The organism is Marinobacter sp. M5B (assembly GCF_042604615.1).
Lineage (GTDB): Bacteria > Pseudomonadota > Gammaproteobacteria > Pseudomonadales > Oleiphilaceae > Marinobacter > Marinobacter salarius.
Genome location: NZ_CP156894.1, coordinates 1,091,905 through 1,104,152 on the forward strand (window position 1 = coordinate 1,091,905; position 12,248 = coordinate 1,104,152).

Sequence of the window (12,248 nt, forward strand, 5' to 3'; positions counted from 1 at the left end):
GAACCAGGTGGATAAGAGCAGGGATGGGTCAATCGCGGAGAACGTTAATGTACGCAGTTATTGTTAGCGGTGGTAAACAGCACCGTGTAAAAGAAGGCGAAACTCTGAAGCTGGAAAAGCTGGAAGTGGAAACAGGCGGCAACGTCGAGTTTGACCGCGTCCTGCTGATCGCTGATGGTGAGAAGGTTCAGGTTGGTGCACCGGTTGTTGATGGTGCCAAAGTGACTGCGGAAGTGGTTAGCCACGGCCGTCACGACAAGATCCAGATCATCAAGTTCCGTCGTCGGAAGCATTCCATGAAGCGTCAGGGCCACCGTCAGTGGTTTACTGAAGTCAAGATCACGGGTATCCAGGGCTAAGACCCTCGAGTAACCCCTTAGATAAGGAGGCTTGTAATGGCTCATAAAAAGGCAGCAGGTAGTACCCGTAACGGTCGCGATTCCGAGTCGAAACGACTTGGTGTGAAGCGCTTCGGCGGCGAGACTGTATCCGCGGGCAGCATCATCGTTCGTCAGCGCGGCACCCGTTTCCACCCGGGTCACAACGTTGGCCTTGGCAAGGACCACACGCTGTTTGCAACTGCAAACGGACAGGTCGTGTTTGAGGTAAAGGGTCCGGAGAACCGTAAGTTCGTGAGCATCGTTCCGGCTGCGTAAGCAGCGGCGATCTCGGGTTCTGTCGAACCTTCGGTGGCCCTGATATGATTTGATATCAGAGCCACCTGGAGCCCCGCATAGCTTCCATGAGGCTGCGGGGCTTTTTAGTTTATGCGCAGGGCGCAAAGGGTTGATTGATGAAGTTCGTAGACGAAGCCACCATCATTGTAGAAGCGGGCAAGGGCGGCCATGGTTGCCTGAGTTTCCGTCGTGAAAAATACGTGCCCAAAGGCGGACCCGATGGTGGTGACGGTGGCGACGGTGGCTCTGTGTATCTGGAGGCCGACAGTGCGCTCAATACACTGATCGATTACCGGTTCCAGCGTAAACACAAAGCCGAGAATGGCCAGCCGGGCTCAGGCCGCAACTGCACTGGCATCAAGGGCGACGACTTGGTGTTGCCGGTGCCGGTAGGCACTACGGTTGTGGATATGGATACCCACGAAGTGCTGGGGGATCTGACTCGTGCCGGGGAGCGCCTGAAGGTGGCCCAGGCCGGTTTTCACGGGCTGGGTAACACTCGCTTCAAGTCCTCGGTCAACCGCGCCCCGCGTCAGACTACAAAAGGCTCCGAGGGTGAGCTTCGCAACCTGAGGCTGGAGCTGAAGGTACTGGCGGATGTCGGTCTTCTGGGTATGCCCAATGCCGGTAAGTCTACCTTTATCCGTTCCGTGTCAGCTGCCCGCCCCAAGGTGGCGGACTATCCGTTCACCACCCTGGTGCCCAATCTTGGTGTGGTCAGCGTGCAGGCTCATCAGAGTTTCGTTATTGCTGATATTCCGGGCTTGATTGAAGGTGCGGCGGAAGGCGCAGGGCTGGGAATCCGTTTCCTCAAGCACCTGGTGCGCACACGCTTGCTGCTGCATCTCGTGGACGTGGCGCCTTACGACGGGTCTTCGCCAGTAGAAAGCGTACGTGCGATTGAGCACGAGCTGGAAAAATTCAGCGAAACCCTCGCCAGTCGCGAGCGTTGGCTGGTTCTGAACAAAGTAGATATGGTCTCTGAAGAAGACCGTGAGGCGCACTGTCGGGCCATCATCGATGAACTTGACTGGAAAGGTCCTGTATTCAGCATCTCCGCACTCAGCGGCGAAGGCACCAAGCCGTTGACTCAAGCTGTCATGCGCTGGATAGAAGATCAGGCCCAGGAAGAAGCGGAGAACCCCGAGTTTGCCGAGCGCGAAGCTGCGCGCCGCCGGAAAATGGACGAAGAGGCGCGAGCGAGAATTGAAGCCGAGCGGCAGATCCGCCGCGAAGCCCGTCAGGATGACGACGACTTCGATGACGATGATTACGATGTAGAAGTGGTCTACGCGCCTGAGTAGCGGGTTATGTCGTCAGAGTTAACTGCCAAAGTATTGTCGGACAGGCGGGGGCCTTGCTGGTGGATCGACAAAAACATGGATGTTTTTGTCGAGCGTACATGGACGTATTCACCGCGTATCCGCCAGCAAGGCCCCCGCCTGTCCGCTCCCTGAGCTGGAATGTAATGAGTACACGCACCCAATTACGTCATGCCCGTCGCCTGGTAATAAAAATCGGAAGCGCCTTGCTAACCAACGATGGCAGAGGTCTGGATGTTGCTGCTCTCGGGTTGTGGGTGGACCAGATTGCAGAGCTGGTCACTGCTGGCGTTGAAGTGGTGGTGGTGTCGTCGGGTTCTGTGGCTGAAGGCATGAGCCGGCTGGGTTGGACAGTTCGCCCTGAGCAACTGCATGAACTTCAGGCTGCAGCCGCCGTTGGTCAGATGGGGCTGGTGCAGACCTGGGAAGCCCAGTTCAAACGACATGATTTGCACACCGCACAAGTCCTGCTGACCCACGATGACCTTTCTGATCGCAAGCGCTACCTCAATGCCCGTAGCACCTTGAGAGCGCTGCTCGATTTCGGCGTGGTGCCCATCGTTAACGAAAACGACACCGTTGTCACCGACGAAATCCGTTTTGGCGACAACGACACCTTGGGCGCGCTGGTGGCCAACCTGATCGAAGCCGACGGATTGATCATCCTCACCGACCAGCTCGGCCTGTTCGACAAAGACCCCCGCAAAAATCCCGATGCCCAGCTGGTCGACGAACGGCGCGCCAGCGACACCGAGCTCGATGCCATGGCGGGTGGTGGTGCTGGCGTGCTGGGCCGCGGCGGAATGCAAACAAAGGTCCGTGCCGCCCGCCTGGCTGCCCGATCCGGCGCCTTCACCGTCATCGTCGGCGGCAGAATCGAAAAAGCCATCTCTCGCCTGCGCGACGGCGACAGCATCGGCACCCTGCTGCTCCCCGAACAGGGTCGAATCGCCGCCCGCAAGCAGTGGCTCGCCAGCCATCTCCAGACCCGCGGCAAGCTCACCCTTGATCAGGGCGCGGTCAACGTCCTCTGCCGCGGTGGTCGCAGTCTTTTACCGGTTGGCGTAAAAAGCGTTTCCGGTCAGTTCCGTCGGGGTGAAATGGTCTCCTGCGTCGACGAAAGCGGCAAAGAAATCGCCCGCGGCCTGGTCAATTACGATGCTGACGAAGCCAGAGCCATCGCTGGCCGCTCCAGCAACCGTATAACAGAGGTTCTGGGTTACATCTCTGACGAAGAAATGGTCCATCGCGACAACATGGTGATTGTGTAGGCGGGTAAGATAATCGGCAGGCACAAAAAAACCGGCCCATCAGGCCGGTTTTTTCATTCAGGTTCCGAAGAAGCGTTACGCGCTCTTCAGAGCCTTGATGCGGGCGCTCAGACGGCTCTTCTGGCGAGCAATCTTGTTCTTGGCGAACACGCCTTTGTTGACCATGCTGTCCATAATCGGCTGAGCCTTCTGGAGAGCAGCTTGTGCTTCTTCTGGCTTGCCGGCCTCAATGCTGGCCTGGACCTTCTTGATGTAAGTGCGCGCCATGGAACGCAGGCTGGCATTGTGCTTGCGGTTCTTCTCGTTCTGACGTGCGCGCTTCTTGGCTTGCGGGGTATTTGCCACCGTATAACTCCTGAGATCTGTGAAATCCGAAATTCGTTGTGAATCGATTCGTAAAAATCGCGGGCGCGCCAAAACCAGCGCGTCGAAATAAATGACGCGGAACTATGCCGCCAAAGCCCCAAAATGTCAAGGCTCAACGCTATTTCATCCCGGTATCTCCGGCCCCTGTGGTAAACTCGCCGCTCATCGCCGGAGAGTCCCGTTAAGGCCCTAAGGAATTACCGAAATATGGCCTGCTACATCCCGGGTACATCCAGAAACTACCGAACCATTGTCCAGGCCTAGAATGTCGTCCGAACCTGAGCAGACAGAAACACCAAAGGCGTTGCCCAAACCACCAGGGCTGTTGAGGTCATCTGGAGTCGTTGGCTCAATGACGATGCTGTCACGGGTCCTCGGTTTGGTAAGGGATATGGTGATTGCGCGTTATTTTGGTGCCGGGGCGGGCGCCGACGCGTTTTTCGTCGCCTTCAAAATCCCTAATTTTCTCCGCCGCCTGTTTGCCGAGGGTGCGTTCGCTCAGGCCTTCGTGCCGGTGCTTTCCTCGTATCGGCAGCAGGAGTCCATCACCGAAGTCCGGCGTTTGGTTAACGCGGTCGCAGGCGTCCTTGGGTTGGTTCTGTTGGGCGTGACGGCAGTTGCCATGCTGGGGGCGCCGCTTCTGACCGCAGTGTTTGCGCCAGGTTTTCTGGATGACGACCTCAAGTTCGGCCTGGCCAGCGATATGCTGCGGATTACCTTCCCGTATTTGCTGCTGGTCTCCCTGACGGCGTTTGCGGGTAGTATTCTCAATAGCTACGACCGTTTTGCCGTTCCCGCGTTTACGCCAGTGTTGCTCAATCTGGCGATGATCAGCGCGGCCATATTTCTCTCGCCCCTGATGGAAACGCCTGTCATCGCTTTGGCTTGGGGGGTATTTATCGCCGGGGCGTTGCAGCTGTTCTTTCAGTTACCCTTCCTGATGCAGTTAGGGTTGATGCCGCGGCCAAAAGTGGATTACAGGCACGAAGGGGTCAGTCGCATCATGAAGCTGATGGTGCCGGCGTTGTTCGGGGTTTCTGTCAGCCAGATCAATCTGCTTCTGGACACGGTTCTTGCGTCGTTTCTGCAGACCGGCAGTGTGTCCTGGCTTTACTACTCGGATCGCCTGTCGGAGTTGCCCCTGGGTGTATTCGGTATCGCTATTGCCACGGTGATTCTTCCCAGTCTGTCTCGCAAACACGCAGCGGAATCGGCAGACCAGTTTGCCGCAACGCTGGACTGGGCTGTGCGGGCGGTGCTGCTTATAGGTTTGCCTGCCGCGTTGGCCCTCGCTCTTCTGGCTGAGCCACTGATTGCGACTCTGTTCCACTACGGAGAAGTTACCGATCGCGACGTCACCATGGCGGCCCAAAGCCTGCGAGCATACTCCGCCGGATTGCTGGCCTTCATGTTGATCAAGGTGCTGGCGCCGGGGTATTTCGCACGGCAAGACACCAAAACGCCGGTTAAAATCGGCATTATCGCGATGGTGGCCAATATGGTATTTAACCTGGCGCTGATTTTCCCCTTGGCGCATGCGGGGCTGGCGTTGGCAACTTCGCTGTCTGCGTGGTTGAACACGGCGCTCCTGTGGCGTGGCCTTATCCGTGAAGGCGCCTGGAAATGGCAGCCGGGGTGGGCCCGCTTCCTGGTTCAGATCGGACTAGCCAATGCGGCCCTGGCTGCGGTCATCCTCTGGCTACAGCCGCCAGTGGGTCAGTGGCTGATGGCAGGCGGTCTCCAGCGGGCCACGGATATGGGTATTCTCGTAGTCTCGGGCGTCGCGGTGTACTTTATTGTGTTGGCATTGGCTGGGGTTCGGGTAAGACATTTTCGCCACAGGTAGGTTATAATCGCGCGTTTTCTCACCAGTGAAACCATACACCGCTGGCAAACAAGGGTTCGCTTTACATGCGTCTGATCCGGGGCCTGACCAACCTGAAAAGCCTTTCGCAGCAGGACGAAGCTCCGCTCGCGAACGGGTGCGTTGCCACCATCGGGAATTTCGATGGGGTGCATCTTGGGCACCAGACCATCATCGACCAGGTTCATGAAAAAGCACTGGAGCTCGGCGTGCCTTCCGTGGTGATGGTGTTTGAGCCCCAACCCCGTGAGTTCTTCCAGGGCCGTGACGCACCCCCACGGTTGATGCCGTTCCGGCAGAAATTTGAATTGCTGCTGGCGTCTGGCATCGACGTTGTCCTGTGCCTGCGTTTTAACGAGCGGTTCCGGAGTTACTCTGGTATGGGCTTTATTGAAGACGTTTTGATAGATGGCCTCGGAGTTCGCCATCTCGTGGTAGGGGACGATTTCCGTTTCGGTTGCGACAGGGCCGGCGATTTTTCGCTGTTGCGGGCAGTGGGTGAGCAACGCGGCTTCACGGTGGAGAATACCCGTACCGTGACGGTGCACGGCGAGCGTGTCAGCAGTACCCGAATTCGAGGTGTGCTTTCAGAGAACCGGATCAACGACGCCGAGGATTTACTGGGCCATCCTTACCGCATCCGAGGGCGAATCGTTTATGGCCGCCAGTTGGGGCGGCAGATTGGCGCGCCCACGGCGAACATTCTGTTACCTCATATGCCGGCGCTGAAAGGGGTCTATGTGGTAAGCGCAACCCTTGAGGATGGCCGTGTTCTGGACGGCGTAGCCAACATTGGTCTGCGCCCCACAGTGGATGGTAAGCAGCCGTCCCTGGAAGTGCACCTGTTTGACTTTGCTGGCACACTTTATGGCCAGCGTCTTGATGTGGTTTTCCGCCATGCCCTGCGGGACGAGGTGAAATTCGACTCGGTGGATGACCTCAAGGAGCAGATTGCCCGTGACTTTGACGATGCGCGGGCTTGGATTGCAGGCCATGGCTCCTCAGCCACCGAACGTTGACCGACATTTAACAACCTGAGCTACGCACCATTACCATGAGCGACTACAAGCACACTCTGAATCTGCCTGAAACCGCCTTTCCCATGCGCGGTAACCTGGCCAAGCGCGAGCCGGACATGCTCCAGCGCTGGCAGGACCTGGACGTATACGGCAACCTGCGCAAGCAGCGTGAGGGGCGGGATAAGTTCATCCTCCATGATGGCCCTCCCTACGCCAATGGCAGCATTCATATCGGTCATGCGGTCAATAAAATCCTCAAGGATATGATCGTCAAATCCCGCAGCTTCATGGGTTACGACGCGCCTTATGTGCCGGGCTGGGACTGCCATGGCTTACCAATTGAGCACAAGGTGGAGCAGGAGATTGGCAAGGCGGGTGTGAAGGTGGATTACAAGACCTTCCGTCAGGCCTGTCGTGATTACGCTACCAAACAGATCGCCGGCCAGAAGGCCGATTTCATCCGCCTTGGGGTGATGGGTGAATGGGAAAAGCCGTACCTGACCATGGACCCGAAGGTCGAGGCGGGCATTGTGCGTGCTTTGGGCAAAATAGTCGCCAAAGGCCATCTGGTGCGCGGGTTCAAGCCGGTGTACTGGAGCGTGGTCGGTCAGTCTGCACTGGCGGAAGCCGAAGTTGAGTACCAGGACAAGACGTCAGTACAGATCGATGTGCGGTTCACGGTCGTAGACCAGGCGCGCGTGCTCGACCTGTTTGGTACCGACAAGGGCGAGGGTGATGTGTCGGTTGTTATCTGGACGACGACACCCTGGACCATTCCCGCCAACCAAGCTGTTTCACTGCACGCTGAGCTGGAATATGCCCTGGTACAGACCGATGCCGGACATGGACGGGAGCGTATGATCCTCGCCGCGGACATGGTGGATGGCATCATGTCGCGTTGGGGTGTTGAGAACTATGAGGTACTGGCGACTGTGCCAGGCGCCACGCTGGAAAAACTGGATCTGCATCATCCGGTGTATGACAAGCAGGTGCCGCTGGTCCTGGGCGACCATGTGTCCACCGACGCTGGTACCGGCGCCGTCCACACGGCCCCCGATCATGGCATGGAAGACTTTGAAGTGGGGAAGGCCTACGGCATTGATACCATCAGCCTGGTCAAGGCCGATGGCACCTATACCCAGGCCGCCGGTGAGTTTGCTGGCGTTCACGTCTACAAGGCGGATGACCCGGTGTGTTCAGCTCTGGAACGCGAGGGCAAGTTGGTCCGGGCGGAGAAGTTCAGCCACAGCTACCCCCATTGCTGGCGTACCAAGACACCGTTGATCTACCGAGCCACCCCTCAGTGGTTTATCAGCATGGAGAAGGAAAACCTCCGTGACGACGCCCTGGAAGCCATCAAGGGTGTGCGCTGGGTGCCTGCCTGGGGGCAGAACCGCATCGAGGCCATGTTCAGGCAATCCCCGGACTGGTGTATCTCGCGCCAGCGTACCTGGGGCGTGCCGATCACATTGTTTATCCACAAGGAAACGCAGGAACTGCATCCGGATACCCAGAATCTGATTGAGGCGGCAGCGAAGGAAATCGAAAAGGGCGGTATTGACGCCTGGTACGACATCGATACCACTGAGCTGCTGGGCAGTGATGCCGACCAGTATGAAAAGGTGTTGGATACCCTGGACGTATGGTTTGATTCCGGAGTAACCCACGAATCCGTGCTGCGTCCCCGCACCGAACTGGGTCAGTTCCCGGCAGATATGTATCTGGAAGGTTCAGACCAGCACCGTGGCTGGTTCCAGTCGTCCCTGAAAACCTCCATCGCGATGAACGGCGTGGCGCCGTATAAGCAGGTGCTGACCCATGGCTTCACTGTCGATGGTAAGGGCCGCAAGATGTCCAAGTCCCTGGGCAACGTGATCGCGCCCCAGGAAGTGATGAACGAGCTGGGTGCCGATATCCTGCGTCTATGGGTGTCCGCGACCGACTACAGCGGTGAAATGACGGTTTCCAAGGACATCCTCAAACAGACTGCGGACGGTTATCGTCGTATCCGGAATACCGCCCGTTTCCTGCTCAGCAACCTCACGGGTTTCGATCCGGAGCAGCATGCCGTTGCGCCAGAGGATATGATCGCGCTGGACCGCTGGATGGTCGACAAGGCCCTGCAGCTGCAGACGGAGCTGCATGAGGATTACCAGAATTACGCGTTCCTGCGCATCTACCAGAAGGTGTACAACTTCTGCGAGGCCACCCTGGGCGGGTTCTATCTGGATATTATCAAGGACCGGCAATACACCACTCAGGCCGACAGCCGCGAGCGTCGCTCCTGTCAGACGGCCCTGTTCCATGTGGCAGAAGCGCTGGTGCGTTGGATTGCGCCGATCCTGAGTTTCACGGCCGATGAAATCTGGCAGCACCTGCCCGGGAAGCGTGGCGATACCGTGTTCTACGAAACCTGGTATGAAGGCCTGACAGCACTGCCGGACGACGCCGAACTGGGCCGTGATTACTGGAGCCGTATTTACAGCGTTAAAGAAGCGGTGAATAAGTGCCTGGAAGAGGTTCGTGGCAGGGGAGAAATCAAAGGTTCCCTCAGTGCGGAAGTGACTCTCTACTGCGAAGGCGACCTTGCCAAGGATCTGCAGTACCTTGGTGAAGAGTTACGCTTTGTGCTGATTACTTCGGAAGCCACGGTAGCACCGGTGTCTGACGCCGGCGACGCGGAGCCGACGTCCCACGAGGGATTGCTTGTAAAAGTAAACCCCGCCGGACACGCCAAGTGTGAACGCTGCTGGCATCATCGGGCCGATGTCGGTCAGAGTGAGCAGTATGGCGACCTGTGTGGTCGTTGTGTGACCAACGTGGAAGGGCAGGGCGAGTCCCGCTCGTTCGCCTGATGGACGTCACCTTGTGGAAAGCGTAATGACCAATACGGAAGAAACCGGCTCCAAGCTCCGCTGGCTCTGGCTGGCGGTGCTCGTTATCGTGCTGGACCTTGGGAGCAAGGCCATGGCTACGGCCATGCTGACCTATGGCAACCCGGTACCGGTAATGCCACTGTTCAATCTGACCTTGCTGCACAACACCGGTGCGGCGTTTAGCTTTCTGGCCGGTGCCGCAGGTTGGCAACGCTGGTTTTTTGTCTCCCTGGCACTGGTGGTCAGTGTAGTTCTGGTTGTATGGCTGAAATCCCTGCGGCGCCATGAAACCTGGTCGGCGATTGCCATCGTATTAATCCTTGGCGGCGCTCTGGGTAACGTTTACGACCGTGTTGTTCATGGCTACGTGGTCGACTTCCTGCATTTTTACTGGAACGGCTACCATTTCCCCGCTTTTAACATCGCCGATACGGCCATCACCATTGGTGCCGGTATGATGATTCTGGATATATTCCGCAAGCCCCGGGAACCGGATGCGGACAACAGGAGCGACAATCGCTGATGAAAGAACTTCCCGTAGATCAGGGCACTCGCGTTACGCTTCATTTTGCGTTGAAGTTCAGTGACGGTGAGATCATTGATTCCACTTTCGAGAAAGAACCGGCAACACTGGAGATTGGTGACGAGAGCCTGCCGGAAAATTTTGAGGCCTACCTGATGGGTATGACGGCGGGCGACCGCAATAGCTTCGAAGTACCTCCTGAAAAGGCCTTTGGGCAGCATAATCCGAGTAACGTGCAAACGTTCAAGCGGAGTGAGTTCAGCGCGGACATGGTGCTTGAAAAGGGGGTTATGATCTCATTCGCGGATGCGCGTCAGAGTGAGTTGCCGGGCGTCGTTAGTCGTGTGGAAGGAGATCAGGTCGAGGTGGACTTTAATCACCCTCTGGCGGGGCGTACACTGACATTTGAAGTGGAAATTATTGATGTGGAGCCTGTTGGTCGGGCCCACTAAACGCATTTTGGTCCTCCCGCAGGCTTCTGCAAACTTGTTTGATATCTCAGGGCAATTCTATGCAAATCCGACTCGCTAATCCTCGTGGTTTCTGTGCCGGTGTCGACCGCGCTATCGAAATAGTGAACCGTGCCCTGGATGTCTTTGGTGCGCCCATTTACGTGCGCCATGAAGTGGTGCATAACAAATTTGTGGTGGACAACCTGCGCAACCGCGGCGCTATCTTTGTGGATGAGCTGGAAGAGGTGCCGGACGACAAGCTGGTGATCTTCAGTGCCCACGGTGTGTCCCAGGCGGTGCAGAATGAAGCCGCGCGCAGGGGGTTGAAGGTGTTCGACGCAACCTGTCCTCTGGTAACCAAGGTTCACCTCGAGGTGATGAAGTACAGTCGCGATGGGCGTGAATGCATCCTCATTGGCCACCATGGTCATCCAGAGGTGGAAGGCACCATGGGGCAGTATGACCATGGCAACGGTGGCGATATCTATCTTGTGGAAGACGAGAAAGACGTTGCCGAACTGGTCGTGAAAGATCCGTCCAGGCTGTCTTATGTAACTCAAACCACGCTTTCCATGGACGACACCGCCCGAGTCATCGATGCCTTGCGTGAAAAGTTCCCGGACATTCAGGGCCCTCGCAAAAACGATATCTGCTACGCCACGCAGAACCGTCAGGATGCTGTGAAGCAGTTGGCCGGTGACTGTGACCTAATGCTGGTAGTGGGTTCGCCGAACAGTTCCAATTCCAATCGATTGCGGGAGTTGGCAGAGCGCATGGGAACGCCTGCCTATCTTATAGACCAATCAAATCAAATAGATCCGACGTGGCTCGAGGGCAAGCAATCCATTGGCGTGACTGCTGGCGCGTCTGCCCCGGAAATACTGGTCAATGAGGTAATTGCGCGTTTAAGGGAACTTGGCGGCGAGGTGCCCGAAGAGATTGAGGGCAGGGAGGAGAATATCGTTTTCTCGATGCCTAAAGAATTGCGAATCGATGCCATCGAAGTCTGATTGTGATGGCATCGTTCGTGTCATATTCGTTTACCAGCACCCTGCTGCCTGGTCTGCGCCGCGATTACCCTGTTCATCCAGCGTAAGAGTTCCACAATCATCGTCTGTCTGAGGTCCGGTTGGAACTGCCTGCAAGGTAAACGCATTCCGGGCTACGTTCCCCACAAAGCTGATATCGTAGAACGCGTCTCCGTTCTGCGGCGACTGATCGAATGGCAAAACAGGATTATTACCCCCATCGCGATAATCAAAACCGTTGGAGTATCGACGCTCCATCCATTGGGTGAGTTCTAGCAGGTCTGCCTGCGCAGTTGTTCGTCGGGTTTGCTCCATCTGGCTCTGATAAAGAGGAAGCGCTATTGCTGCGATGATGGCAATGATCGCGACCGCAATCATCATCTCGATCAACGTAAAACCTGAGTTCGAGTGAGTCTTCAAAATCGTTATCCCTCTTAGTTTACTAGTGGTCGCCATTCCCGCATGGTCAGTTCAGAACTTCAATTTTTTGCACCAGTCGAGCGCCAGATCTCTGGTCCGCTATCCCTCCGAGTTCCAGCTTAAGACGATCACCCTGTGCGAGCCGTTGGACGACCTGTTCCCGTGACCAGGTGCCACCGTTGAACGTGATGACGCGCTCAAGTACGAAAGAATAGTCGTCAATGACCAGCATGAACGAATCGGGGTGGACAAAGTTCACGGTTCCCTCAAAAACAACGTTCTCGAGGGATATCGGATTGCCCTCCATGACTTCATCGTCCGCCTGGGCGAATGCCATGCCGCTTGTCATTGTTGCCGCCAATGCGATTAGGGCTACGGCAAGAGCTCTGCGTGGTTGATTCAGTAGTAAGCGAGTAATCATAGTATTTTC

Annotated in this window: 13 protein-coding genes; 10 read left to right on the forward strand and 3 right to left on the reverse strand. The window is 56.8% G+C overall.

The features are described from left to right. Positions 1-47: 47 nt before the first annotated feature. The 4 genes from rplU (at position 48) to proB (ending at position 3,270) form a co-directional block, all read left to right on the forward strand. Positions 48-359, forward strand: a complete 312-nt coding sequence (gene rplU, locus AAGD24_RS04930) for a 50S ribosomal protein L21 (RefSeq protein WP_036203642.1) — start codon at positions 48-50, stop codon at positions 357-359. A gap of 36 nt (positions 360-395) precedes the next feature. Further along, the gene (gene rpmA / locus AAGD24_RS04935) at positions 396-656 is read left to right on the forward strand and encodes a 50S ribosomal protein L27 (RefSeq protein ID WP_007155544.1); all 261 of its coding nucleotides are present in this window, start codon (positions 396-398) and stop codon (positions 654-656) included. A 137-nt stretch (positions 657-793) separates the two neighbouring features. Further along, entirely contained in the window at positions 794-1,981 is a 1,188-nt protein-coding gene (cgtA, locus tag AAGD24_RS04940; RefSeq protein ID WP_075195677.1) for an Obg family GTPase CgtA, read from the forward strand. A 164-nt stretch (positions 1,982-2,145) separates the two neighbouring features. After that, positions 2,146-3,270, forward strand: coding sequence for a glutamate 5-kinase (proB, locus tag AAGD24_RS04945; protein ID WP_075195678.1), 1,125 nt, complete (start codon positions 2,146-2,148; stop codon positions 3,268-3,270). A gap of 75 nt (positions 3,271-3,345) precedes the next feature. Here the strand turns inward: proB and rpsT are convergent, their stop codons facing one another. Then, positions 3,346-3,615, reverse strand: coding sequence for a 30S ribosomal protein S20 (rpsT, locus tag AAGD24_RS04950; RefSeq protein WP_075195679.1), 270 nt, complete (start codon positions 3,613-3,615; stop codon positions 3,346-3,348). 286 nt (positions 3,616-3,901) lie between these two features. Between rpsT and murJ the strand changes: the two genes are divergently transcribed. The 6 genes from murJ to ispH all read left to right on the forward strand — a co-directional run bounded on the left by murJ (position 3,902) and on the right by ispH (position 11,380). Beyond that, positions 3,902-5,482, forward strand: coding sequence for a murein biosynthesis integral membrane protein MurJ (gene murJ / locus AAGD24_RS04955; protein WP_075195680.1), 1,581 nt, complete (start codon positions 3,902-3,904; stop codon positions 5,480-5,482). A 65-nt stretch (positions 5,483-5,547) separates the two neighbouring features. After that, entirely contained in the window at positions 5,548-6,519 is a 972-nt protein-coding gene (gene ribF, locus AAGD24_RS04960) for a bifunctional riboflavin kinase/FAD synthetase (protein WP_075195681.1), read from the forward strand. Positions 6,520-6,554: 35 nt separating this feature from the next. Beyond that, positions 6,555-9,374, forward strand: a complete 2,820-nt coding sequence (gene ileS, locus AAGD24_RS04965; protein WP_075195682.1) for an isoleucine--tRNA ligase — start codon at positions 6,555-6,557, stop codon at positions 9,372-9,374. Positions 9,375-9,399: 25 nt separating this feature from the next. After that, entirely contained in the window at positions 9,400-9,918 is a 519-nt protein-coding gene (gene lspA, locus AAGD24_RS04970; RefSeq protein WP_087148989.1) for a signal peptidase II, read from the forward strand. After that, a complete protein-coding gene (fkpB, locus tag AAGD24_RS04975; RefSeq protein ID WP_075195683.1) occupies positions 9,918-10,370 on the forward strand; it encodes an FKBP-type peptidyl-prolyl cis-trans isomerase in 453 nt (150 codons plus the stop codon). Before lspA ends, fkpB begins: the two co-directional genes overlap by 1 nt. Before the next feature lie 59 nt (positions 10,371-10,429). Then, on the forward strand, positions 10,430-11,380 hold the full coding sequence (ispH, locus tag AAGD24_RS04980; RefSeq protein ID WP_041335403.1) for a 4-hydroxy-3-methylbut-2-enyl diphosphate reductase: 951 nt from the start codon (positions 10,430-10,432) through the stop codon (positions 11,378-11,380). A gap of 30 nt (positions 11,381-11,410) precedes the next feature. Here the strand turns inward: ispH and AAGD24_RS04985 are convergent, their stop codons facing one another. Both AAGD24_RS04985 and AAGD24_RS04990 read right to left on the reverse strand, forming a co-directional pair. Beyond that, on the reverse strand, positions 11,411-11,818 hold the full coding sequence (locus AAGD24_RS04985; protein ID WP_083637212.1) for a type IV pilin protein: 408 nt from the start codon (positions 11,816-11,818) through the stop codon (positions 11,411-11,413). Positions 11,819-11,864: 46 nt separating this feature from the next. Next, complete coding sequence (locus tag AAGD24_RS04990; protein WP_075195685.1) at positions 11,865-12,239, reverse strand: hypothetical protein; 375 nt, start codon at positions 12,237-12,239, stop codon at positions 11,865-11,867. Between the last annotated feature and the right edge of the window lie 9 nt (positions 12,240-12,248).

Bases quoted from the DNA above. Each gene is read 5' to 3' on its own strand.
- ileS (WP_075195682.1), top strand. From the start codon at position 6,555: ATGAGCGACTACAAGCACACTCTGAATCTGCCTGAAACCGCCTTTCCC.
- rplU (WP_036203642.1), top strand. From the start codon at position 48: ATGTACGCAGTTATTGTTAGCGGTGGTAAACAGCACCGTGTAAAAGAA.
- lspA (WP_087148989.1), top strand. From the start codon at position 9,400: ATGACCAATACGGAAGAAACCGGCTCCAAGCTCCGCTGGCTCTGGCTG.
- rpmA (WP_007155544.1), top strand. From the start codon at position 396: ATGGCTCATAAAAAGGCAGCAGGTAGTACCCGTAACGGTCGCGATTCC.
- ribF (WP_075195681.1), top strand. From the start codon at position 5,548: ATGCGTCTGATCCGGGGCCTGACCAACCTGAAAAGCCTTTCGCAGCAG.
- murJ (WP_075195680.1), top strand. From the start codon at position 3,902: ATGTCGTCCGAACCTGAGCAGACAGAAACACCAAAGGCGTTGCCCAAA.
- fkpB (WP_075195683.1), top strand. From the start codon at position 9,918: ATGAAAGAACTTCCCGTAGATCAGGGCACTCGCGTTACGCTTCATTTT.
- ispH (WP_041335403.1), top strand. From the start codon at position 10,430: ATGCAAATCCGACTCGCTAATCCTCGTGGTTTCTGTGCCGGTGTCGAC.
- proB (WP_075195678.1), top strand. From the start codon at position 2,146: ATGAGTACACGCACCCAATTACGTCATGCCCGTCGCCTGGTAATAAAA.
- AAGD24_RS04990 (WP_075195685.1), bottom strand. From the start codon at position 12,239: ATGATTACTCGCTTACTACTGAATCAACCACGCAGAGCTCTTGCCGTA.
- cgtA (WP_075195677.1), top strand. From the start codon at position 794: ATGAAGTTCGTAGACGAAGCCACCATCATTGTAGAAGCGGGCAAGGGC.